This is a genomic window from Guptibacillus algicola (genome assembly GCF_020171805.1).
GTDB classification, from domain to species: domain Bacteria; phylum Bacillota; class Bacilli; order Bacillales; family Guptibacillaceae; genus Guptibacillus; species Guptibacillus algicola.
The window spans coordinates 12,090-36,536 of sequence record NZ_JAIVAF010000010.1; the positions used below are offsets into that span (position 1 = coordinate 12,090).

Genomic DNA, 24,447 nt, shown 5'->3' on the forward strand with positions numbered 1-24,447 from the left:
AACCATAGATTATCTTACCACATTGGCACATTGAACTACAACAAATCAACCTTGATAAACTTCGGGCTTAAGAATACCGATGAACGGAAGATTTCTATACCGTTCAGCAAAGTCTAGACCATACCCTACTACAAATTCGTCAGGGACGATAAATCCAGCAACGTCAGGTTTGAGGTTGACTTTTCTACCAGTTGGTTTATCCAACAGGGTTACAATTTTGATGGATTTTGCTTTGCGATATTTCAATAGATCAACAAGGTAACTCAGCGTCAAACCACTATCAATAATATCTTCGAGAATAAGTACGTCTCGTCCTTCTACTGAAGTATCAAGATCCTTAATAATCTTAACTTCACCAGAAGAAACAGTTGAGTTACCATAGCTTGAAACATCCATGAAGTCCATTTCTAGATGGCACGTAATACGTTTTGTTAAGTCACCCATAAAAGGTAGAGCACCTTTTAACACGCCGATGACAAGCGGAAAACGATCTTCATACTCATCTGAAAGCTGTTTACCAAGCTCACGACATTTCTCTTGTATCTCTTGCTCACTAATTAATGTTTCTTGTATTTCGTTTAACATCTGTGATCCTTTCCTCCCAGCCTATGTAGATAATTTTTTTCGTAGTGCAGATGCACGAGCTTTTTCCCTTTTGCAGGTAGTATAACTTTTTCAGAACGAGTCAGTCCTGCAACCCAGATAATGTTACCATCTGAATTTTCCACAATGGGCCACACATCACGCTCTGAACGGTTTATTTTACGGTCGATAAAAATATCCTTTACCTTTTTCGTCCCAATCATGCCTTTTGGCTGAATTCGGTCACCCGCTCGCCTTGAGCGAATAATGACTGGAAACATTGTTCTCTCAATGATTAAATCCTCGCCTGATAAATGTAAGGGTAGTTCATCTACCGGCTTAGCTGTAATGGTTCCTAGTGGTGTTTCAACGGAACCTGTACTAGCTAACTGCTCTGTATACGATTCTACTTCCTTAAAGGTTTCAAAAGTAAAACAACAGGTGTCATAGGATTTTACTGCCTTTAATTCCAATGGCAAATCAAGGGAAGCTGAAGGATGCTCAGAATCGAGCAAAGACCGCAAATCCTCAATATGTATAGAAGAAAAAGGAGCATTGCTTTTGTAAAGATAGTTTAATATTAGATGAATCACTCTTCTTTGTAAAGGAATAGGCAAGTAATGATACGACTTGTTATTGATCTTCACAAATTTGTCATTTTGATCGATAATCACATCATCTAATCGCTTGGCCGCAAGCTCCATTAAATAGTCTTCATCACTCTGCATCCGCTCACTATATAATTGATATCTTACATGAACGTTCGGGTTTTCTTCCTTTAAGAAAGGGAGGACCTTTTTCCTGAAACGATTCCTCATATACCCATCACTTTCATTAGATGGATCATTACGGAATAAAAGGGAGTGCTTTTCACAATAAGAAAGGATTTGGTCTTTTGTTACACATAGAAAGGGACGAATAAGATGTCCAGTAGCAAATGTTCGTTTCACCGCGATGCCTGAAAGTCCGGTCGTACTTCCGTGAACTTGCCTCATCAACATCGTTTCGATTTGATCATCACCATGGTGTGCGAGAGCTAGGCTTGTCGCATCGTACTTCTCCATAACTTGTTCAAAAAACGCATATCGACATTCTCTTGCAGCAACCTGAGTTGAAACCTTCTTCTCTTCTTTGTAGTGAGCAACATCGATAGAAGAAGACTCAAATCGAATTCCTTCCCGTTCACACAAGCGTTTAACAAAAACAAGATCATCAGCTGATTCATCTCCGCGTAGCTGATGATCGACATGAGCTGCAATGACGTTGAGCTTTAACCCTGAAGCTAATCTATTTAAGTAGTGAAGCAGCGCGACGGAATCAGGACCTCCAGAAACACCTGCAACAATTACATCACCTTCATGTATTAAATCATGCTTTTGAATAAATCGGTCAACGTCCTGCAGCAACATCAAGTCTTCCTTTCTTGCGGTATATTTACAACTAATAACCTATCCGATTAGGAATGAAACATTCATTTATCCCTAAAACCCATACCCAACTAAGTATAATGTATAGATGGTTAGAATTAAAGCGAACAACAGCACGGTTTCAACCCACCTTGTCCTCTTATGGTTCTTCGTCTTTTTGGATTGTTTTCTCGTGGTCACTCTTGAGGTGGTTTTGACCCTGGCTGTGGATTTCGGATTATCTTCCTGCAAGAGAGTAAATAGCTCGTTCCTCATATCCAAAGCATGTTGATACTTTCCTGTGAGTGCTTTTCTCAGAATCGTTCTATACGGCTTTAATATGGAGGATGAATCAATCTTATTCATCAAGTATGCTTCAGAATTTTCCTTAGGCCGATCGAAGCGCTTCGGATATGCTGCATTAATAATAATCATGGCCGTTGAAAACAAATCATATGAAGGTTCAGCAACTCTAGACCCCAATCCCCAGTACCCACGATCAAAGAACTCCGTAAATTCTTTTACAGATCTCCCGATGACTGTGGTGCCTCCGACATCTAACCACCTCATCTTTGGTGGCGCTCCTTCTACAAGAAGATTATCAGGCTTCAGATCACCGAAGACCCAACCTTCTCTATGCAATACTGACAAATCTCTCAGAAGCTGTAACATTAAAATACCCAGCCACTCTTTTCCCCTCCGTTGGATAAATGAAAAGAGTGGTTCTCCATGAATATATTCCATCACATAAAAAGGATGACGTTTCCCATTCACTTCCCAATCATCCATCTCATAGAAAAACGGTCCAAGAACGGATCCTTGGACCTTTGATAACTGTTTAAGAACGTTCACCTCAGAAGAAATCGACATCGTGTCGTTGCCAACTTTAACAGCAACATGACCCTTCCGAGAGTTTGCTAGATAGACAGTACCCAACGCTCCGTTGCCAAGCCTTTTTTCAATTTGATAACATTCGTTGTTCCATTTCCCTCTTATCTTTGTTCCATATGAAACATTAGCTGCCTGATTCTTCGATGAATCCGTCATCTTCTAGCATTCCTCTCTTTGAACGCTTTTTCTGATATGCATCGATTGCTTCCTTCAACGCAGGTCCAGTTGGTGTCACCCCACCTGATGATAGTTTCGGGAAAATCTTATGGATATCTTTCATTTGAGGCGTCCAATCCATTAACCGTTCTACTTGTTTCTTCCTACCAGGAAAAGCATACAATGAATATTCATTCTGACCTATTCTTGAATGAAGACTAATAGAGAGATCGAGCAGGGCATCTTCAACCGTAGGCAGTTTATGCTGCATACTCGCACTAGTGTCGATTAATATCAACACTTCTAGATCCATTGTTTCCCCCAAATCATCCACTACCTCTACCACCTGTCCCCTTTTTTCAGGCGGCAAATCTTCTATCTCTTTGTCACTACCTAGAATCGTTTGTAGTTCCTTATGAATAAACCCCTGAATCGTTTGAGTCATTGCCTTTCTAGTAACCATCTGAACAGTGTGCGATAGTTGGCGCGCATAAACTAACTGGTGAATACCCCCGCCAGATAATGCAATGTTCTCGATCTCCTTTAATCCATCTGTCCGCTCGTTTTCCTCAAGAACTCCAATCACATTGACTGTCATTCCATATTCTCTTGCAAGCGCAGCCATAGCTACCGGATCTTCTCCCTGATTGGAGCATCCGTCCGTGATCAATAAAATCTGTCTCAGCGTTCCTTTCTTCATCTCGTCCTACTCCCTCCTTTTGCTGTTACAAGCATCGCCTTTCGGAGGAGAGTTTATACATCAGTGATCTTGTCATCACTGTGCTTTTTTCTTTCTAAAAGAAGGAGCTGAGTAGATTGGAATGGTCGACCACTTTGGAATGTTACGCTTAACTTTTGCGACAACGACAGTCATATCATCATCGATCCTACCGTACTCTGTACGGATTACCTCTTCCATAATTAAATCAGCAACTTCCTGAGGTTTATCTGTGGTTAACTCTCTTATCTTGCGTTTCATCCAGAACTCTGGATTTTCAATATTCTTAACACCTTCATAAATCCCGTCGCTCATCATAATCAAAAGGTCGCCAGCTTTCAGCTGTTCACTAACCACTTCAACATCAAACTCTGGGATGATCCCCATCGGTAGGTTTGCAGACTCTACCATCATCACCCTATCTCCTCGTTTGATAAAGCTTGGTATCGAACCTATTTTTAGAAACTTTGCTGAAGCATCTTGCAAATCTACCATTGCAAGATCAAGCGTTGAGAAGATCTCATCCGTATTTCGTAATGACAGCACCGAGTTAACTGATTTAATAGCGACCGTTTCATCGATACCAGAATGAAGAATTTTCTGAAGGAGCTGAATCGTTTCTGTGCTTTCTTTATGTGCTCGCTCACCGTTCCCCATTCCATCGCTTATGGCAATCGCATATTTTCCTGCTCCGAGTTCAATGGTTGAATGACTGTCTCCAGAAATCCATGCCCCACCTTTCGCAGCATTTGCAACACCAGTTTCTACAAGATATTCTCTTGCTGATCCAAAATAAAGATGACACGTTTGATGTTCGTGTTCAGCACACACTTCCTTTTTCACAATAATATTTTCCTTTAAAATATCAGAAAGCATTGGTGCTATGACCTTCTCGCCCTCACCGCGCCCTCCACACGCTGGGATTTTCATTTCAATGTCTACGTTGCCTTCCTCGAGACTGTAGATCTCAACCTGCCCTACCTCAAGACCCATGCTTTGAATTGCATCTATGATTTGGTCCTCTTGTTGATGTAAGTTATCTCTTTCTTTTTGTATTTCTTTAGCGAAGTCTCCCATTACTTGCGAGACTCCTAGCAATTGATCTGCTACGATCTTCCTACTCTCCCGGACCTGTTTCTTCAACATGCGATTCGCCTGATAGTGGCTCATCTCTTTGCCAATAATCTCAATTACTTTATTCGCTTTAATACAGTGTTGATCAAAATCTCGTTTCAATCCATGGTTTCTTATCTCGGTCGTCTGTTCAAGCTCTTCCATAATATTCGTCATGTGAGAATAGGTCGTATCAAAATCTCTCGCCCAGCACGTTTCCTTCTTGAAACATGTCTGACACGTCTTCTCCGTTACATGACTTAAGAAATAGTCTACTTCTCGCTCAGACTGTTCTTCTGGAACTGTGTCTGAATCCGAGAAGCTTGTAGACAAGGCTTGAAACAAGCTCGAGAATTGTTCTACCCTACTTGCGGTCACATCTCTTACTTTTCTAAGATACTGTTGTTGCTCATTAGCATGTTCAACCGTACCTGGAATGTACTTAGATAATTGAGATGTAATCCGTGATGGCGTACAAAAGAATAAGAGAACGGCAATACCAGACTCTATCAAATTAGGATACAGCAACTCTGGTCCACTACCATATAAGGCGATTAGTAGCGTTCCAATAAGGAGCCCCATCCCTACTCCAATTTTTCTTCCATCTTTCAGAAGACCACCAAGTAATCCTGAGAAAGCTAGCATACTCATTTGATAGAGGCTGGCGACATTTGCGAGCGCAAGGATTAACCCTGTTACAACCCCAACAGTTGATCCAATGGCCGCGCCGCCTACGTAAGCAAATATCAAGACAAGATATCGAGAAAGTATATTTTCAATCGAGAACCCGTATACTACCCAACCGATCGTACCGGTTAACATCGTAGCAAGAAGAATGATAAAACTAATAATCTCCTCATTTTTTAAAGCTTGTGTTCGTTTCTTCACTGAAATTATCGGGATACTTTGGATGAAGATAATCGTTAAGATCATTCCTAACGCACCCTCAACTACGGCCAAGATCCAATTGGTGTTCGCTAGCGTACCTTCCATAATCAAGCTAAGTACGAGTCTCCCCATCATACTTGTCAGGAACACTAACACAGGTAGTGTCTTTATTAGAGACAAGGAGGAAAGTTTGATAAATCGATTAATGATAAGGAAAAACAAGATTCCAATCATGATAAAACCAGTATTCTCTATATTCGATGTTGAGACAGCTCCAGCTAGTAAAGCCATGATAATCATGACCGTCCGTTCTTTCTTCAAAAAGAACACTGCTCCAAAAAAAGGAAGCGCAAATGGTGTGACTTGAGTGAGGATGACGGCTCGTCCAAGCAGAAAACCGATTGCAAACAGTAAGAGACCACGTTGGAACAACAATAGTTCAAGCTTTTCCTTTAACCCTTGAACCCACTTTCCCATCTTTGATCTTGATCGCTCCAAAACCAAATCGCTTTGCATGCCCACACCTGCTTTCATCAATCTTATTTTAATGCCGAACATTACGAATAAGTTTGTGTTATTCATTAAAGCACAGGGCATATTCACTTTTTGTCAAAAAAAGAAGCTAGAACCATTAAAAGTTCTCGACTTCTTCGTGTGAAGCTTGTCATTCAGATGTAGACACAGGAAGAAATCTGTAAACACCTGGAAGATCGGATTATTAGTTCATACCTTCTAACTTGAAGAAGGACACTGGTTGCTTTGCTTTTTTTCATTAAATCGAGACAGGGAATAAAATCGTCGAAAAGAAGAGATAAAAGAGGATAAAAAACACAAAAAAACCTGCATTAATTTCTTAATGCAGGGTATATTTATTAGTTTATTCATTTAAAGTTGAAGTTAAAAATGGTGACCCGTACGGGATTCCGACGCGTTAAGCTAGTTCTGCTGATTCATCATCTTGAAATGACTTCGGCAGGGGAACCCTTGGGTGAGAAGACCGTACTCTTCCTCGAATTAAATTGGTGACCCGTACGGGATTCGAACCCGTGTTACCGCCGTGAAAGGGCGGTGTCTTAACCGCTTGACCAACGGGCCAAAGATAAAAATGGTAGCGGCGGAGGGGATCGAACCCCCGACCTCACGGGTATGAACCGTACGCTCTAGCCAGCTGAGCTACACCGCCATATTATCTGTGGCTTTTATAAGCACAAGATATATAATACATCGCCTGAAAGATTGTGTCAACTAGTTTTTAAGATAACTTTTTCATAAAAAAACAGACATGCAAAAGCACGTCTGTTTAAATTAATCCAATATATTTAGTAGACAACAAGGTCTAGCCGCGTCGAGCTCCACGCCCACCCCGTTTAGACTCAGTTTGTTTCTTCAAGGTTGAAAGGCGATCTTCGCTGTCCTTAAGGAATTTGTTCATCTTATCCTCAAACGACTCTACCTGCGGGCGTCCTCCTCCGCGTGGCTTTCCTTTAAAACCTCCACCACCGGGTCTTCCTCCACCAGGTCTTCCACTACTACGTGGACGTTCTGATACTGGGCGATCTTTTGCCTTCTTAATCGATAATCCAATCTTTCCGTCGTTTTCAACCTGGATTACCTTAACTTCAACCTGGTCACCTACTGATAGAAAATCATTGATATCCTTGACGTAGTTGTCTGCAACTTCACTGATGTGAACGAGACCTGTCTTTCCATCTGGCAGCTCAACAAATGCGCCAAAATTAGTAATACCTGTTACCTTTCCCTGTAGCTTGCTGCCTACTTCGATTGCCATTTTAAAAAAAGCTCCTCCTTAAAATCTTTAAAAGATCAGTCGTATTTTAATTATACCTCTTTGCAAAACAACGTGTCAATTTGATGAAGAAGGAAGCTTGAATATTGTCTCGCCGGGTTTTGACATCGAGTAATCTCGCCTAGCCAACTCTCCAATATAATCTAAATTATTGAGCTTTTTGATCTCTTCCTTCAAATATTCTTCCTGTTGTTCAAGCTTGACTAGTTCTTCTTCGGCCTGCTTTTGCTGTATTTGTTTTTCTTTGATCGTTGCAGCTTGTGAAGTGAATACGGAGATAAATAGAATAGTTAGGACTAAAGCAGGTACCGCGAATGCAATAAGGCGGCGAATCAGACCTCTTCGTCTACGCTCTTTGACTTTATCTTGTAATTGTTGCTCCTTATTATAATCCGAGTGTACTTCTGTTACTTTAGACTTTCGCTTATTCGCAGTAACCAAGCTCTTCCCTCCTCACTTTCTGAATTTCATCAACCAGTTTTTTATGTAGTTCTTTATTGTATCGGCAATTCCTGCTGTTTTTATTAGCCTAGAGCGAATTGACCGAGGAATCAATCTCCATAACAATAAAAAACCCCACTTAACCGGTACCCAAAAGAGCTTGATAATAAACCAAAAAATGGCTGTAGTCATACTAACTAACATCATACATAAGCTCAATAGAAGTTTCAATATAAACAATACTGGTCGATAGACAAGATTTGTAATTAACGACTTTATAACATTTATGACACTGACTGTTATAATAATTATTCGTTCTAGAGTATGACGGTATAGCTGTTGAAATAAAGCTCGATATGCTGCGTACCCACACAATAGCGCTAAAAATACATATAATCGCAATGTTCCTTCGTTCACGGTGAATAATACATAAAATACTAAAAGTCCTTGCAATAACCAGAACACGACATCATTAAGGTAAAGCCACAAACTTTTGCTTCTTCTAGGATGAAGAAAACGGCTATAGGTATCCATGGCTATTCCCAGCCACACCCCCATAGCCACCATGGCAACCATTGTATAGAATTGAACGGTAAGCGTCATTTGAACAACTTGCTAAAGAATCCTTTAGCTTTATCCCCTTCATGATGATCCAGATAGCTAAGATCAAATATCTTCCCTTCAATCGACACACGCCCTTGCTCAACATTGAGATTTTTCATTTTCAAATGCTGCCCTCTTATAGCAAGGAACCCCATTGAAGTTTCGAGGAGAAATTCCTCATTATCGAAACTATCTACGTGTTTTACTCCTGTAATTTCAAGTGATTTGCGGGCTTTCATGACAAGGTCATGATCTGGCGTACTTGCTGAATTTTCGTAAGAGCCATACTCATAATAATTATCCATCGCTCTCCCCCTCTTCTCGATACATTACTATGAGTAGATATGGCGATTTAGAACAAGCTGTATAACTCTCTTCTAGCATTTAGAAACCAGGAATTTAGCGCACAAAAAAAGACCGTTTCCGGCCTTTTACTCTCCTGCAGCTTCTTCTTTTACTATAGTATACATCATGCCTGCTTCGTCTTTTTTGGTCGTTTCCTTCAGCGCATCGACTTGAGCTGTTACCTTTTTATGGCCGAATGAAATAACAAGTTCGTCACCAGGCTTTACGTTCGTGCCTGCTTTCGCCTTATTACCGTTGACCTCGATTCTACCTTTGTCACAAATTTCTTTTGCAATCGAGCGACGTTTTATTAATCTAGAAACTTTAAGAAATTTATCTAATCTCATCGTTCTCTCCCCTTTACTTAATTCCTTTTGATTTCGCTTCTTCCCAATAGTGATCTAGTGCTTCAAGCGACATGGCATCGATTAACTCGTTATTTTCTAGCACGCGCTTCTCAATGTATTGAAAACGTTTTTCGAATTTATGATTCGTGCGATGCACGGCTACTTCAGGATCAATTTTATAATATCTAGCAAGATTAACAATGGCAAACAACAAATCGCCAAGTTCTTCTTCTTTCGAACCAAATGTTTCGTGTTTAACTGCTTCATGGAATTCGTTCAATTCCTCTTTAACCTTTTCCCAAATTGGTTCAGGTTCATCCCAATCAAAGCCTACTTTAGCAGCAGCTTTCTGAAGTTCTGAAGCTCGCATCAAGCCAGTTAATCCTTTTGTTATTCCGTCGAGCTTTGAAGGCGTCGAACCTTTCTCTTTCTGCTTTACGCTGTTCCATAGACCAGCAACTTCCTCTGCTGTATGAGCTTTCTCTTCTCCAAACACATGCGGATGGCGACGGATAAGCTTTTCATTCAAATAATAAATAACATCGTCTACAGAGAACATCCCATCATCTTCACCGATTTGAGCGTGCAGCATGACTTGCAGTAACACATCACCTAGTTCTTCGGCTAAATGATCAACATCTCCTGAATCGATTGCTTCAATAACTTCGTAGGACTCTTCTAGCAAGTATTTCTTCAACGATTCATGCGTTTGTTTCTTATCCCACGGACAGCCTTCAGGCCCCCGTAGTGTCGCGACCACATTTCTTAACCATGAAAAATCACGATATAAAATGGTTTCTTCCTGGACGGGAGGGACATAAACTGCTGTTAGATTATTTACTTCCACAGTACGGTCGAGCTCAAACAATGGAACGGATACGACTCTTTCGTCTTTACTGCCTGCAGCTTGCAGAACGGTAACTTCGTAATCATCGGGAAGTAACTCCATAAGGGTTAACTTTACGTTCGAAGCTGTGAATTGGTCATACACTTGAACAAATATGAGATGGTTTCTTACCTGTACCTCTTCCCGCATAAAGCGTGTTGCATCGAGAATTTGACACCCCTCAATAGGGTCGATACGTACTGCAGTAAACAATGCATCGAGAAAGCTTTGTCCTCCTGCTACCTCTACATGGATTCCTTTTCCCTTACTTTCATTCAGTAATAATTGTACGGTAGCTTCAGCCATCATGGGGTGTCCAGGTACGGTGTATACGAGTGACCCCTTTGATGCTTCGTCCCAAAGTTCATCTACAATCGCACGGTATGTGTGCTCGAAGGATTCATTTTCTTCATAAACATGATCAAACCCATGAATGTCTAAACCTTCTTCTATGAGCTCTCGAATAACGGGGTGGTCGATTGTTCGTGCATAGACTCGCCCTGCTGATTGGAGCTTGCGATAGCTTCCTATAGAAAGCTGATCGAAATCACCAGCACCCGTTCCTATTATCGTGATCTTATTAGTCATACATTTATGCTCCTTTACTTAGTTTCTGTTGTAGCGAAACCAATTTCTCTCCTTTTGGGAGCTGTAACAATTCATCTGTCGTGAAAACACGAACCAAGATAACCGTAATACTTAAAACGAAGACTCCCACAATCGCACCTGACAATGCAGTGACACTTGCAATCACTCTCGATTCATTAGATGGGATAAGTGTAGATAATAATCCGACTGTACCACTCATCACTATAAGAGCAAGAACGAATCGCCAGAAGCGAAAAGAATATTTGCCTAACCCAATATGGGAATACACCGCTATACTTGCTAGCGCAGCAACTGCAAGAAAACCGATAACACTTGATATAGCAGCACCATTAATTCCGATAACAGGAATGAGTAAAATATTTCCTAATACTTTCACGATTATCCCTACCAAAGTATACCGAGCAGCTAACCTCTCTAACCCAACCCCCTGCAAAATACCTGCAGCGGTCATGGCAATCGCGCAAAATAGAATAGCAGCAGCAAGGATACTTAGTGTGAGCGACAATGAATCATCTTTAAATAGCATCGTGTTCGTTTCTCTCATAATGAGGGCAAGACCAACCGATGCAGAAGCCCCAGTGACGAAACTGATCTTTAATGCGAGCCCTGTTTTTTCTCGAATGACATCGTGCTTCTGATTGGAAACAGCTTTTACAATAACAGGGACGATCGACAGGGAAAGGGATGTCGCTAATACGGTTCCTACTTGGATTAGCGGCTGTCCTCGGTCGAAAATACCTTTTGTTTCTTTTGCTTTATATGAATCTAATCCGTATTCACCTAAGGCAGGGACAATCGTTAGCGCATCCATTAGCTGAAAGAGAACCATAATCAAAACGCTCACACAAATTAATGTACCTTCTGATAATAATCTGCGACAGACTTCAAAGATTTTTGTGAACTCAATCGGAAGCCCCTTTTTCTTATCAGTTCTCTTCTTCATGCGGAGGAAAGTCAGTAGGATCAGCGCTGAAAAACCGCCAACCAAAGATCCAACCGCAGCACCGGTGCCAATTGTATATGCATTATGGTGGTTCGCTACTAAAGTGATCGATATAACCAGGATTGCCGTTACTCGAACTGACTGCTCAGTAACTTGTGACCATGCAGTAGGAAGAACATTTTCATTACCTTGAAAATATCCCCGTATAGAAGCGATCCCTGGCATTAACAGAAATGAAAATGCAGTCGCTTTTAACGGCACAGTAAGGTCACGATCTTCCATTAATTCAGCGATAAACGGGGCACCGAAGAATAGAAAGATAAACCCAACTACTCCTAACATGGTTAAGACATAAAAACTGTACCGAGAAATTTGTTCTGCTTCCTCATATTGCTTACCTGCTAGTTTCTCGGATACAAGTTTAGACACGATGACCGGAAAACCATATGTAGCTAAAATGATCGTAATGGAATAAAAGGGATAGATTTGTTGGTATACGTAAAAACCAATGTCACCTGCAATATTTTGATAAGGGATTCGATATCCGACGCTTAATACCTTCATAAAAAGTGCTACGGCTGTAAGCAAAAACGCGCCGTGCCAAAATCCTTTTTGAACTTCGCTTGTATTCATAGTCACCCGCCATACTTACAACTTCTAATTATGTACGAATTATATCATAACACCATATTTTACAAATAAAAAAAGGAGGCAACGAGGCCTCCATCAGCTTGTCCTATTGCTCCATCTGCCTAGCCAAAAAGCCAGCTGCTGTTTCTGAGAGCTTTTGTTCTAATTCAGTAACTTGCTCAGCTTCTTTTGCGAGCAGAGTAACGGATCCAATCGGGTCTCCATTTGCAATGATTGGAGCGATGACGTGCCCTGTATCATTTGGGACACTGTCAATAAGTTCCGAATTATCTGGGTTAAGAAGACATTTGCGTTCATTCATGGACTTTTCTACAGTGCTACCAATACTTTTATTCATGTACTCTTTTTTCGGACCGCCTGCAGCAGCAATGTACACATCACGGTCAGAAATCAAAGCAATATGCCCTGAGTGCTCAGCTAATGATTCCGCATATTCTCTTGCGAAATCACCGAGCTCGCTAATAGGGGAGTACTTTTTTAGAATTACTTCCCCTTCACGGTCCACGAAAATCTCCAGTGGATCTCCTTCTCTGATTCTGAGCGTTCTGCGAATTTCTTTCGGGATGACAACACGACCTAAGTCATCAATACGACGAACGATACCTGTTGCTTTCATCTAAGTTGCCTCGCTTTCTGGAAATATAAGTGATTTCTTCAACCATTGATGATTAGCTGATCTACAATATCTTTCCATTAGTATCTTTTCGTCTATTGAGTTCTATTCATAAAACTGTCAAATTTATGTTGTTCACCCAAAATCGCCTTTATTTCGCTTTGATCGGCTGTTGCATTGCTTTCTTAATTTTCTTCAATACTTTTTCAACAAGCTGAAGGTGTGCTTTCGTTTCTAGCCCTCTTCCCTTAACGGTTATAGAGACTTTGTTACCTTCTGCACCTAGCGCTAATTTGTTTCCATATTCATTCGCCACTTCAAAGATTGTTTCTCCCCCGATTGCCTCACGAGCAGTTTCATGGAATAGAAGCTTGATATCTTTTTTGCTGCGCCCTATCTTTTCTACCTTCAACTCTTTTGCCATTTCCTTTAGTCGAGAAATTTGGAACAGGTAATCGACCTCTTCAGGGAAATCACCGAATCGATCCATCATCTCATCCTGCAGATCCATAATATCTTTTAATGATTCAATCGAACGAAAGCGTTTGTACATATCGATCTTTTGCTTTTCATCACTAATATACGTTCCTGGAATATAAGCATCGACCTCAACATCAATCTCAACCGTGAACTCTGGTTCTTTCGGCTTTTCACCTTTTCGCTCCTCAATGGCTTCCTTAAGCATTTGAGAATAAAGATCGAACCCAACTGAGTCGATAAAGCCGTGCTGTTCGGCACCAAGTAAATTACCAGCACCTCGAATAGAAAGATCTCGCATCGCAATTTTGAATCCTGAACCTAGTTCAGTGAATTCTTTTATCGCTTGTAGCCTTTTCTCAGCAACTTCCGTTAGCACTTTGTCTCGCTGATACGTGATGTATGCGTAAGCCACTCGATTCGACCGTCCTACACGTCCTCTTAGCTGATAAAGCTGAGAGAGACCCATCTTATCACCGTCATACACTAATAGAGTGTTTACATTCGGAATATCTACACCCGTTTCAATAATTGTTGTACTTACCAATACATCATAGTTGCCATCAAGGAAATCAATCATAACGGATTCGAGCTCATTTTCACCCATTTGACCATGCGCGAACGTAACCCTCGCTTCTGGTACGAGTGTTTGAATTTGATCCGCCATATTCTCAATCGATTCAACTCGGTTATACAGAAAGTAAACTTGACCTCCACGAGCAAGTTCCCGCTCTATCGCTTCTCGAACTAATGTCCCGCTATGTTCAACAACATACGTTTGGACTGGAAAACGATTTTCTGGCGGTGTTTCAATAACTGAAAGATCTCGTACGCCAAGCATAGACATGTGAAGCGTCCGCGGAATTGGAGTTGCTGTAAGCGTAAGTACATCAACATTCGCTTTTAATTTCTTAATCTTTTCTTTATGTGTAACACCAAATCGTTGTTCTTCATCAACGATTAATAATCCTAATTGGCTATACGTAACATCCTTTGAAAGAAGACGATGGGTACCGATTACGATATCTATCGTGCCATTCCTCAAGCCTTTGATCGTTTCATTCTGTTCTTTTCTCGAACGGAAACGACTCAATAAGCCAATATTAATAGGATGATCAGCAAAACGTTCACGGATCGTTTCAAAATGCTGCTGCGCAAGAATTGTAGTAGGAACAAGTAATGCCACTTGTTTTCCATCCATAATCGCTTTAAATGCAGCACGGATACTCACTTCGGTTTTCCCATAACCAACATCACCGCACAGAAGACGATCCATCGGACGAGATTTCTCCATATCTTCTTTAATTTCTTGAATGGCTCTCAGCTGATCGTCTGTTTCTTGATATGGGAATGCCGCTTCAAATTCTTTCTGTTCAAGCGTATCCTTTTCAAAGCTATGACCAACACTCGCTTCTCGCTCTGCGTATAGCTTGATTAAATCATCCGCAATATCCTCAACAGATGATTGTACTTTACGCTTTACTTTCTTCCATTCAGTTCCGCCTAATTTATAGAGCTTCGGTTCTTTCCCTTCAGATCCTACGTATTTTTGGACCTGATCAATTTGATCCACTGGTACATAGAGATTGTCATTCCCCGCATAGCTAACGTAGAGGTAATCCTTATGGATGCCTCCAACTTCAAGCGTCTTAATACCAAGATACTTTCCGATACCATGGTTAACGTGAACGATATAGTCGCCAACTTTTAGTTCGGAATAACTCTTAATACGTTCTGCGTTCGACATTTTTTGTGAGCGACGAGGCTTTTTGGATTGCTTCGTAAACACTTCCGCCTCAGTTAATACGGCGAGCTTTTGCATCGGAAGCTCAAAGCCTCCATTCAAACTACCGATTAACATCTGTGGTTTGTTATGAGAAATCGGTGTGTCCTGTTCCACAACCATCGCGTCAATATCATAATCCTCTAGGACACGTTCTAAGCGCTTTCGGCGTTCTTCAGTTGCGGCAAGAAATACGATCGCCATCCCACTCTTTTTCCAACGTTCAATTTCAGTCGTTAACACCTTCATTTGACCATGGAAATTCTGCATTGCCTTACATGAAACATTGATGATGTTCTGTGGATTCGTATAAGGAACATGTCTCAAAAAGATAGATAAGTACAGCGTGACGTGATCTGGTTGAGAAAATAATGCATCATATGATCTCGACAAAGAAACAGATGAAACAATTTCACCCTGTTTTAACAGAGCAGTTTGCCACTCGGCCTCTTCCTTGTCCAGATCTGATGACATTTCCTGAATTCGACTAACCTCATCAAAAACGACCAATCCATCCTCAGGCAAATAATCTAGTAAACTTGCTGGTTGATCATAATAAAAGTCCATGTACTTAATAATGCCTTGGAAGTTTTGTTTGTTTTTCAACTGATCGATTTCATACGTAATATTTTGGTGCATCGCTTCTTTAGCCTTCTGATCTTTCATCTTGGAGAGGGAAGACTGAAGTTCCTTCTGAAGTCGCTCTGCCCCCTTTTCGAACTGTTCTGGGAACAATACGACCTCTTCAGCAGGTCCGATCGTAATATGTTCCGTTTTTTCCGCAGAACGCTGTGACTCGATATCAAAGAATCGGATCGAATCTACTTCTGTATCAAATAACTCAATTCGAATAGGCTGGTTTTCTGTTAAAGGATAAACATCGATAATTCCACCACGCACACTAAATTCGCCTGGAGAAGATACCATCGGTACCCGATCATACCCAAGCGACACAAATGTATTAAGAGTTTCTTCGAGTGGTATGTCATCCCCCACTTTAAACGAAACCTGACTCTTCTCCCAGATTTCCTTTGGAGGTAAGTAACGCCTTACGCCTGATATCGGTGCGATGACAATCCCCTTTTTATTTTTGATCCAATAATTCAAAGCTTCCATTCTCTGTCCTCTTAACTCTGGACTAGCAATGGCTATTTCTGAGGAAATCAGTTCATTTACGGGATATAAATAAACTTCATCCGCTGGAACCAGCTCACTCATATCCTCATAGAGTTTTTGAGCTTGAAACAAGTTATGGGTAATAATGAGCTGGGGACGCTTTGTTTCATGGTAAAGGGAAGCCATTAAAAGCATGCGAGCAGAACCAGATAGTCCTGCAACAAGCTGTTCTTTAAGTCCTTCTTTTACACCCGAAAAGATAGACTGAAATTCATCACCTTTACTAAAATATTCTCTTAGGCCTAACATTGTTTGCATATTCTCCCCTCTCATTCTTAAAAGCAACGAAATCATGTATGTTCTTTTAAGAACGCAAAAATGCTTTGGTTTTCGCCCAAAGCCTCTATTGAATAAATGTATCTAACTCATGATAAGATGGGGTTCTTTCCATCGCCTCATGACAGTCTTCGCAAATTGTCTTTACTTCAATTGTACCATCATGCTTATATTCGAGCATCGATTGTCGCTCTTCATCTGTTAGCTGATGAAACCCTAACACATCTAGTGAACAATCGTTTTGTTTAATTGATCCAACTTCGACATCACAATGCCTGCAAACATAATTAATATCCATAGTAATCCTCCCTATCGCTACCTTTTCCTAGTATTGACGGGAGAAAGAACGGATATTCAAGCGTTATAGTGATTCATAACTTCTGGGAAAGATTCAGTTGTCCATGCTTCACAAGCCTTTACAGTTCGTTCGATAGCTTCTTGAATGGATGGTTGCTCTTCCTTTGAGAATGGCTTTAACACATAATCAATCACGGTATCTCTACCGGAACGATCGATTCCGATTCGAACCCTCTTAAATTCTTGTGTATGAACATGCGCAATAATAGACTTCATTCCATTGTGACCACCAGCACTACCTTTTTGACGCAATCTAACTTTGCCAGTAGGTAGGTCCAGATCATCATAAATGACAAGCAGATCATCCACCTCAATATTGAAGTATTCCATAAGGGGACGAACAGATTCGCCTGATAAGTTCATATATGTTTGTGGTTTAAGTAAATAGACTGTCTCTCCGTTTACGATTCCTTTTCCATACACCCCATTAAATTTCTTTTGATCGATTGAGATGCCAAGTTCTTTTGAAAGTTCATCTATTGCCATGAACCCTACATTATGGCGTGTATTATTAAATTTCTTGCCTGGATTGCCAAGACCAACTATAAGTTTCAACGGTTAACGTCCTACCTTTCGTTACTTTTCTTCTATCGTATCAAAAAAACAGATCAATATTCATCAATCAAAAAATAAATCTTGTAAAAAAGACGTAACCAGGCAGGTTACGTCTTAGTTAGCTATTCTGTTTTTGTAGTTTCGTCGTCTGTTTCTTCTTCATCAGCAGGTGGTTCTTCTGCCACTTCGTCAGCTTCCTCTTCATCTTCAACAGGTTCTTTCGTAGGAGGTACAACTGATGCGATTGGTTCTTCTCCATCAGCAGTCACTTCATACTTATTACCTTTTGGAAGATCGCTAACTAGAACAGCGTCTCCAATATTCAACTCAGAAATATCGATTTCGATACTATCTGGGAAATCATTAGGTTTTGCTTTTACTGTGATTTCGTGAAGCATTTGCTGCACGACGCCACCGTCTTTGTCACCTTGTGCAGTTCCTTTTAGATGTACAGGAACTTCTGCTTCTACTTCTTTATCAAGATCTACAGAATAGAAGTCTACGTGCATGATTTGGTTTTTCAAGTGATCTACCTGCATGTCATAAACCATTACAGGATATTTACCTTGCCCTTCAAAATCAAGCTCGATTACACCGTTCTTACCTACTTCACGGTATATTTTGATGAACTCTAGAGCATCAACAGAAACCGGTGCGCTACTGCGATCCTTGCCGTACAATACTGCCGGAAGCCCTTCTTTCTCTTCACGCAGTACTCTTAATTCGCTTCTTTTTGTTGTATTACGATCTAATGCTTTCAATGTTGCTGCCATTTGGAAATCACCTTCCTGAATAGGTTTTATGTCTTCTATATGAATACCCTTATCAAGATAGTAATAAACTCATGTTTTAAATCTTTTTTATTTTAATCGAATAATTTACTTACAGAAAGCTGTTCATGAACACGGATAATCGCTTCTCCAAGTAGCGGGGCAACTGATAGCTGAGTAATTTTGTCGATTTGTTTTTCATCCTGTAGCGGAATCGTATTTGTTACTGCTAGCTCTTTAATTTTAGAGTTATCGATTCGTTCAATTGCAGGTCCAGACAAAACAGGGTGAGTACAGCAAGCATACACTTCTTTTGCTCCGTTCTCTATGAGAGCATTAGCCGCAAGAGTAATCGTACCTGCTGTATCGATAATATCGTCAATAATGATTGCTGTTTTCCCTTCGATATTACCGACGATATTCATTACTTCAGCGACGTTTGGACGTGGACGACGTTTATCAATGATAGCAATAGGAGCTTTAAGACGTTCAGCAAGCTTCCTAGCTCTTGTTACTCCACCATGATCAGGAGAAACGACTACAAGATCATCTAAATCTTTCTCCTCAAAATGTTTAGCAAGTGTTGGTACGCCGAGCAGTTGGTCAACAGGAATATCGAAGAATCCCTGAATTTGAGAAGCATGGAGATCGAGCGTAATCAAACGGGATACACCAGCTACCTCTAGCAAGTTTGCCATCAACTTAGCAGTAATAGGTTCTCTTGATCGTGCTTTACGGTCTTGACGCGCATAACCATAATATGGAATAACCACATTAATGGTTTTTGCAGAAGCTCGTTTTAACGCATCAACCATAATAAGAAGCTCCATAATGTTTTCATTTACTGGTGAGCAAGTGGATTGAATAACATACACATCACACCCACGGATGCTTTCTTCAATGTTTATTTGAATTTCTCCGTCGCTAAAACGTACAACCGAACACTTTCCCATGTGAACACCAATGTGTTCAACGATTTCCTCAGCAAGGTCAGGATTCGAATTTAAACTAAACACTTTCAAGTTTGGATCTAAATAATTAGCCATTGGCCGTTACCCCTCCATTAATTAATAAGAAAAGCGCAAGCGCTCGAAGACAGAGCGCTGAATTCACTCTACAATTCGGGTTTTCTTATCGTTTCAGAATTAATTGTCGTTCGATTTCGAAGCATAGTCTTCTTTATTTGTCTGACGAGAGCGCGCAATAGACAAAGCTTGTTCTGGCACATCATCCGTTATCGTTGAGCCAGCTGCGACAAAAGCTCCTTTACCAACGTTAACCGGTGCAATCAAATTCACATTACAGCCAATAAACGCTCCATCTTCTACTTTAGTGAGGTATTTATTCTTACCATCGTAATTAACAGTTATTGATCCACAGCCAAGGTTCACTTCTTTACCGATTTCAGCATCACCGATATAACTTAAGTGAGAGGCTTTGCTTCCTTCTCCCATAACAGACTTTTTCACTTCTACGAAATTACCAATTTTTACGCCATCGTGAATTTCAGAAGAAGGACGCACGTGAGCGAAAGGTCCAATCGTAACATCGTTTCCTACATCACTATTATGAACGACGGATTGCTTAACAACACTTTTGCTACCCACTTTGCTGTCTTTAATTTCACTATTTGGTCCAATCACAGTTTCATCACCGATGACTACTTCTCCGCTAATAGTCGTACCAGGATAAATGACAGAGTCTTGGCCAATTGTTGCATCAGGAGAAATATATGTTGCATCAGGGTCAATAAGAGTCACACCGTTACGCATATGTTTCTCATTAATTCGCTTTTTCATAGCTTGCTCTGCACGAGAAAGTGCTACACGGTCATTAACACCCATCGTTTCATTGAAATCTGCTGTTTGATAAGCAGCTACAACCTCACCTTGTTGTTGCAGAATTTCAACGACATCTGGTAAATAATACTCACCTTGAGAGTTTTCATTGTTTACTAATTGAAGGGTTTCAAAGAGTGTCTTATTATCAAAACAATATGTACCTGTATTTATCTCAGTTACGTTTTGTTCTGCTTCGTTTGCATCTTTTTGTTCAACGATGCGTTGTACGCTTCCGTTCTCATCACGAATAATACGACCATAACCAAACGGGTTATCCGCTTTTGCAGTAAGGATTGTCGCCTTTGCGTTCTGCTCTTCATGATACGAAAGCAAAGAATCCATCGTATCTTTCGTAATCAAAGGGGTGTCACCACATACAACTAGAGTTACTCCGTCCTGATCAGAAAGAATATCTTTAGCCTGCATAACCGCATGAGCTGTGCCTAGCTGTTCTTCCTGAAGAACATACTCAGACCGCTTTCCTAACTGTTCGCTTACCATTTCAGCTCCGTGTCCAACAACAGTCACAACATTTTTTAGCTCAAGGGCATTAAGTTGGTCAACGACATGTTCTACCATGGGCTTCCCACAAACAGGGTGAAGGACTTTGTATAACTTTGACTTCATACGTGTACCTTGACCTGCTGCCAATACCACTGCGTATCTATTCATGTATATGGAACCTCCATTGTATCCTTTTTTTCCACTATGACTATATCTTAAAAACCCCTTATTTTCAAGGAAGTTCCCTAAATATCAAGCATTTTACCCTTAAAATGAATTATTCGTCATATTCTATAAATAACTCTTCCATATTAATGAAAAAAATTATTTTTTTCCATATAAAAAAAGCCCAGTCATTCGACCAGGCTTTCACCTATTAAGAAGCACCAGCTTCTTCATATGCAGATTCCATTTCTCCAACACGATGATATTCAGCTAATACAGCTGATTGAATTTTTTCCCTTGTATTCGAGGAAATCGGATGAGCGATATCGCGAAATTCTCCATCTGGAGTTCTTTTGCTTGGCATCGCTACAAACATGCCGTTATTTCCATCAATCACACGGATGTCATGAACAACAAACTCATGATCCATCGTGATGGAAGCGATTGCGCGCATGCGTCCTTCCGTATTCACACGACGTAGGCGAACATCTGTAATTTCCACCTGTGAGTACACCACCTTTTTCCATTAGTTAGAGCATATATGCAATATTCAACTTATTTACAAAAATCCCTTCTTCTAAAAATAAAAAATCTTATAAAAATTTATTTTGATACAAAAAAACACCCATATAATGAGTGTTTTAACGAACAAGAGCGATAACTTCCATCTCAACCAAAGCGTCCTTCGGTAAACGAGCAACTTCCACGCAAGACCTAGCTGGTTGATGTTCAGAAAAGTATTCGCCATATATGTCATTGATGGAGCTAAATTGATTCATGTCCTTTATATAGACTGTTGTTTTCACAACATCTTCTAATGAAGAACCAGCCTCTTCAAGAACTGCTTTGATGTTAGCAAACACTTGATGCGTCTGTTCTTCGATTCCCTCACCAATCATCGTTCCCTCTGGTGTTAATGGAATTTGACCTGAACTATAAAATAAGTTATTTACTATGACACCTTGTGAATATGGGCCTATTGCTTCTGGCGCTTCAGTGGTGAATATTTTTTTCATTCGGTTTCCACTCCTTGTGTTGAATTAGTGAGAAAATCCTTATAGTTACCTGGAGCTACTTGAATGGTTCTTTGCTTCATATCGACCCCGCCTAGGTTCATCATCGATACATACTCTTCAACTAACCGTTCTTCTCCTTCGCCTTCTGCTTCTACGAGAACACCGATCCCCGCTACCTCAGCCTGAAATTCTTCTAAAAGATTCACCATTCCTTGAATGGTTCCCCCAACTTTCATAAAGTCATCGACAATAAGGACATTTGCACCAGGCTTTAAGCTTCGTCTCGCCAAAGCCATCGTTTGGATACGTTTGGACGATCCAGAAACATAATTGATACTTACTGTAGAACCTTCAGTCACCCTGCTATCTCTTCTTACAATCACGACAGGCACATTTAAATGACTCGCTACAGCGTAAGCAAGCGGGATACCTTTTGTAGCTACCGTCATCACAACATCGATGTCTCGGTTCGCAAAGACAGAAGCGAATAAACGGCCTACCTGGTTCATCATTTCTGGATTTCCAAGGATATCTGTTAAGTATAAATACCCGCCGGGCAAAAGTCTTTCAGGACTTTCAAGAAACTCACAGAGTTCCGAAACTACCTTGTCAGCTTCAGGGCGGCTAATCAACGGGATGTACCGAACACCACCTGCTGCCCCTGGAACTGTTAGTAATGATCCGACACCCTGTTGTTCAAAGTTTTCCTTAATGATTACCAAATCCTCACTGATTGAGGATTTAGCAGCTCCATATCGTTCTGAGAAATTTGTTAATGATACTAACCGATGCGGATGCTCAAGTAGATACCTTGTCATGTCAACCAGTCGAGAACTTCGCTTCATCTTCATAGAAGAACCTCCAAAAATCCGAATAATTACAAATAATATACCATTAATATACGGATTTTATCAAGGGTTCTTCTCTCCTAGTAACCTGACAGCGTAAACCTGATCACAAAAGCCTCTTAATCCGTTATAAATCCTTTGCATACGTGACTCGTGCCTTGTTAACCCAAACACTGTAGGACCACTTCCACTCATCAACACGCCGTCCGCACCAAGCTGTTCCATTTTCTCCTTGATTTGACGAACCTCGGGATGAAGTTTAAGCGTTACATCCTCTAGAACATTTCCAAGCTTGCCACATATTGCATCATAATCCTTTGATTCAACTGCCTCAACCATTCCTTCAATATCGGGATGAACCATTTTGGAAGTATTAAGTCTTTTGTACACATCGGCAGTTGAAACACCGATCGAAGGTTTAGCAAGGATCACCCAGCATGGTGGAGGTGCATCAATTGGCGTAATCACCTCTCCACGCCCTCTCGCAACAGCCGTTCCCCCATACACGCAAAACGCAACATCTGAACCAATCTGTGACCCTAGTTCAGCAAGCTCATCATAGCTAAGACCTAACTCCCATAACTCATTCAACCCACGAAGTGTAGCAGCCGCATCACTACTTCCACCTGCTAACCCCGCAGCAACGGGAATTTGCTTATCGATTTTAATTGAAATTCCTTTCTTAATGGAAAAACGCTCCTTTAAAAGCGCAGCTGCTTGATAAGCTAAATTTCTCTTATCATCTGGAACAAAGCCACTTGTAGATTCCAGAACAATCCCATCATATCGAAGTTCAGACAGCTCCAATCGATCAGCTAAATCAACATTTGTCATGACCATCTCCACCTCATGAAAACCATCAGACCGCTTGTATAACACATCAAGCGCTAAGTTAATCTTCGCAGGTGCCTTCACACTAAGTTTCTTCATCTCGTTCACCTTCATTTTAGTTCTACCGTTCGACAAATTTATTTCTCCGAATAATTGTAACACATAGGAAAAGCGGAAACGAGCGCTTAGAAATGAAGATATTGGAACTCTTGAAATGGAACACGCTTTTTGTGTTCCTTTGAAAGAGTGAAATATCGTAATTTCTGCGAGTTGTAGCTAGACATCTCGAAAAGCGGAAACGAGCGTCTAGAAACGGAGATATTGGAACTCTTGAAATGGAACACGCTTTTTGTGTTCCTTTGAAAGAGTGAAATATCGTAATTTCTGCGAGTTGAAAACGAAAAGCGGAGGTGGCCGTTTAGGTCCGACAAGCGCTGGAGCCTTTTCAAGGGAACACGTCCTTTGTGTTCAATTGAAAAGGTGAAGCGATCGAGGGCCTGGCCACTGCAGCTAGACACCAGAAAAGCGGAAACGAGCGCTTAGAAACGGAGATATTGGAACTCTTGAACGGGAATACGCTTTTTGTATTCCTGTGAAAGAGTGAAATATCGGAGTTTCTGCGAGTTGAAAACGAAAAGCGGAGGTGGCCGTTTAGGTCCGACAAGCGCTGGAGCCTTTTCAAGGGAACACGTCCTTTGTGTTCAATTGAAAAGGTGAAGCGATCGAGGACCTGGCCACTGCAGCTAGACACCAGAAAAGCGGAAACGAGCGCTTAGAAACGGAGATATTGGAACTCTTGAACGGGAATACGCTTTTTGTATTCCTGTGAAAGAGTGAAATATCGGAGTT

Annotated in this window: 23 protein-coding genes and 2 tRNA genes; all 25 read right to left on the minus strand. The window is 40.8% G+C overall.

Translation table 11 applies throughout. From position 1 onward, the window contains the following. Positions 1-45 precede the first annotated feature (45 nt). Positions 46-585, minus strand: a complete 540-nt coding sequence (gene hpt, locus LCM09_RS19985; protein ID WP_224885437.1) for a hypoxanthine phosphoribosyltransferase — start codon at positions 583-585, stop codon at positions 46-48. Further along, complete coding sequence (gene tilS / locus LCM09_RS19990; protein ID WP_224885439.1) at positions 579-1,991, minus strand: tRNA lysidine(34) synthetase TilS; 1,413 nt, start codon at positions 1,989-1,991, stop codon at positions 579-581. Before tilS ends, hpt begins: the two co-directional genes overlap by 7 nt. A 72-nt stretch (positions 1,992-2,063) precedes the next feature. Further along, positions 2,064-3,035 (minus strand): serine/threonine protein kinase, encoded by a 972-nt coding sequence (locus LCM09_RS19995; protein WP_224885441.1) that lies wholly within the window; start codon positions 3,033-3,035, stop codon positions 2,064-2,066. Further along, on the minus strand, positions 3,004-3,735 hold the full coding sequence (locus LCM09_RS20000) for a VWA domain-containing protein (RefSeq protein WP_224885443.1): 732 nt from the start codon (positions 3,733-3,735) through the stop codon (positions 3,004-3,006). Before LCM09_RS20000 ends, LCM09_RS19995 begins: the two co-directional genes overlap by 32 nt. Before the next feature lie 75 nt (positions 3,736-3,810). Beyond that, positions 3,811-6,288 carry a stage II sporulation protein E gene (gene spoIIE / locus LCM09_RS20005; RefSeq protein WP_404800873.1) on the minus strand — a complete coding sequence of 826 codons (2,478 nt, stop codon included), beginning with the start codon at positions 6,286-6,288 and terminating at the stop codon, positions 3,811-3,813. A 486-nt stretch (positions 6,289-6,774) separates the two neighbouring features. Then, positions 6,775-6,849 (minus strand) — tRNA-Glu (locus tag LCM09_RS20010). Between the two features lie 11 nt (positions 6,850-6,860). Continuing rightward, positions 6,861-6,937 (minus strand) — tRNA-Met (locus LCM09_RS20015). A 153-nt stretch (positions 6,938-7,090) separates the two neighbouring features. Next, complete coding sequence (locus tag LCM09_RS20020) at positions 7,091-7,543, minus strand: S1 domain-containing RNA-binding protein (protein WP_224885445.1); 453 nt, start codon at positions 7,541-7,543, stop codon at positions 7,091-7,093. Between the two features lie 75 nt (positions 7,544-7,618). Continuing rightward, complete coding sequence (locus LCM09_RS20025; RefSeq protein ID WP_224885447.1) at positions 7,619-8,002, minus strand: FtsB family cell division protein; 384 nt, start codon at positions 8,000-8,002, stop codon at positions 7,619-7,621. A 12-nt stretch (positions 8,003-8,014) separates the two neighbouring features. Beyond that, positions 8,015-8,605, minus strand: coding sequence for a spore cortex biosynthesis protein YabQ (yabQ, locus tag LCM09_RS21010; RefSeq protein ID WP_224885449.1), 591 nt, complete (start codon positions 8,603-8,605; stop codon positions 8,015-8,017). Next, on the minus strand, positions 8,602-8,910 hold the full coding sequence (gene yabP / locus LCM09_RS20035; RefSeq protein WP_224885451.1) for a sporulation protein YabP: 309 nt from the start codon (positions 8,908-8,910) through the stop codon (positions 8,602-8,604). The genes yabQ and yabP overlap by 4 nt, the downstream gene beginning before the upstream one ends. A gap of 126 nt (positions 8,911-9,036) precedes the next feature. Then, on the minus strand, positions 9,037-9,297 hold the full coding sequence (locus LCM09_RS20040; protein ID WP_224885452.1) for an RNA-binding S4 domain-containing protein: 261 nt from the start codon (positions 9,295-9,297) through the stop codon (positions 9,037-9,039). Positions 9,298-9,310: 13 nt separating this feature from the next. Then, positions 9,311-10,771, minus strand: coding sequence for a bifunctional methyltransferase/pyrophosphohydrolase YabN (yabN, locus tag LCM09_RS20045; RefSeq protein WP_224885453.1), 1,461 nt, complete (start codon positions 10,769-10,771; stop codon positions 9,311-9,313). Positions 10,772-10,775: 4 nt separating this feature from the next. Beyond that, on the minus strand, positions 10,776-12,368 hold the full coding sequence (locus LCM09_RS20050) for a putative polysaccharide biosynthesis protein (protein WP_224885454.1): 1,593 nt from the start codon (positions 12,366-12,368) through the stop codon (positions 10,776-10,778). Positions 12,369-12,471: 103 nt separating this feature from the next. Further along, the gene (gene spoVT / locus LCM09_RS20055; protein ID WP_224885455.1) at positions 12,472-13,002 is read right to left on the minus strand and encodes a stage V sporulation protein T; all 531 of its coding nucleotides are present in this window, start codon (positions 13,000-13,002) and stop codon (positions 12,472-12,474) included. Positions 13,003-13,150: 148 nt separating this feature from the next. Next, on the minus strand, positions 13,151-16,684 hold the full coding sequence (gene mfd, locus LCM09_RS20060; protein WP_224885478.1) for a transcription-repair coupling factor: 3,534 nt from the start codon (positions 16,682-16,684) through the stop codon (positions 13,151-13,153). 94 nt (positions 16,685-16,778) lie between these two features. Continuing rightward, positions 16,779-17,009: an anti-sigma-F factor Fin gene (fin, locus tag LCM09_RS20065; protein WP_224885456.1), complete on the minus strand. Its 231-nt coding sequence runs from the start codon at positions 17,007-17,009 to the stop codon at positions 16,779-16,781. Between the two features lie 56 nt (positions 17,010-17,065). After that, positions 17,066-17,623 (minus strand): aminoacyl-tRNA hydrolase, encoded by a 558-nt coding sequence (gene pth / locus LCM09_RS20070; RefSeq protein ID WP_224885457.1) that lies wholly within the window; start codon positions 17,621-17,623, stop codon positions 17,066-17,068. A gap of 122 nt (positions 17,624-17,745) precedes the next feature. Then, the gene (locus tag LCM09_RS20075) at positions 17,746-18,396 is read right to left on the minus strand and encodes a 50S ribosomal protein L25/general stress protein Ctc (protein ID WP_224885458.1); all 651 of its coding nucleotides are present in this window, start codon (positions 18,394-18,396) and stop codon (positions 17,746-17,748) included. 92 nt (positions 18,397-18,488) lie between these two features. Next, the gene (locus tag LCM09_RS20080; RefSeq protein WP_224885459.1) at positions 18,489-19,439 is read right to left on the minus strand and encodes a ribose-phosphate diphosphokinase; all 951 of its coding nucleotides are present in this window, start codon (positions 19,437-19,439) and stop codon (positions 18,489-18,491) included. Positions 19,440-19,538: 99 nt separating this feature from the next. Beyond that, entirely contained in the window at positions 19,539-20,906 is a 1,368-nt protein-coding gene (glmU, locus tag LCM09_RS20085) for a bifunctional UDP-N-acetylglucosamine diphosphorylase/glucosamine-1-phosphate N-acetyltransferase GlmU (protein WP_224885461.1), read from the minus strand. 208 nt (positions 20,907-21,114) lie between these two features. Next, complete coding sequence (spoVG, locus tag LCM09_RS20090; protein WP_224885464.1) at positions 21,115-21,405, minus strand: septation regulator SpoVG; 291 nt, start codon at positions 21,403-21,405, stop codon at positions 21,115-21,117. Between the two features lie 139 nt (positions 21,406-21,544). Continuing rightward, a complete protein-coding gene (locus LCM09_RS20095; RefSeq protein WP_224885466.1) occupies positions 21,545-21,919 on the minus strand; it encodes a RidA family protein in 375 nt (124 codons plus the stop codon). After that, complete coding sequence (gene purR, locus LCM09_RS20100; RefSeq protein ID WP_224885468.1) at positions 21,916-22,770, minus strand: pur operon repressor; 855 nt, start codon at positions 22,768-22,770, stop codon at positions 21,916-21,918. The genes LCM09_RS20095 and purR overlap by 4 nt, the downstream gene beginning before the upstream one ends. Positions 22,771-22,830: 60 nt before the next feature. Beyond that, positions 22,831-23,697, minus strand: a complete 867-nt coding sequence (ispE, locus tag LCM09_RS20105) for a 4-(cytidine 5'-diphospho)-2-C-methyl-D-erythritol kinase (RefSeq protein WP_224885470.1) — start codon at positions 23,695-23,697, stop codon at positions 22,831-22,833. Between the last annotated feature and the right edge of the window lie 750 nt (positions 23,698-24,447).